Genomic DNA, 317 nt, shown 5'->3' with positions numbered 1-317 from the left:
CCCGGCCTACCATGGCCGGCCGGTGGACGTGGACCCGTCCACCTACTACGGCGCCGAGAACGCGCGCGACACCGACTACACCCAGACCCGCGTGCAGTCGTACGCCGGCACGCTGACGCACCGCTTCAACGACAACTGGTCGCTGCGCAACGCCACGCGCTACTACCACTACACGCTCAACCGCAACAACACGCTGCCGGGTTCGGTCAACGAAGCCGCGCAGACCGTGTCACTGACCCACGGCAACGTGCTGCGCGACGAACACGGCTGGACCAACCGGACCGAGCTGATGCAGCGCGTGCACTGGGGATCGGTGC

1 protein-coding gene is annotated in these 317 nt (G+C 67.5%); it reads left to right on the top strand.

Going from position 1 to position 317, the window contains the following annotated elements:
- Positions 1-22 precede the first annotated feature (22 nt).
- Positions 23-317, top strand: a 295-nt coding sequence (locus tag R0J88_RS19355) for a hypothetical protein (RefSeq protein ID WP_410900780.1), incomplete at its 3' end; no start/stop codon positions are given.

The sequence above is a fragment of the Pseudoalteromonas sp. SIMBA_162 genome, assembly GCF_046535955.1.
Classification (GTDB): domain Bacteria; phylum Pseudomonadota; class Gammaproteobacteria; order Enterobacterales; family Alteromonadaceae; genus Pseudoalteromonas; species Pseudoalteromonas marina.
This window is presented reverse-complemented; position numbering and strand designations above follow the sequence as displayed.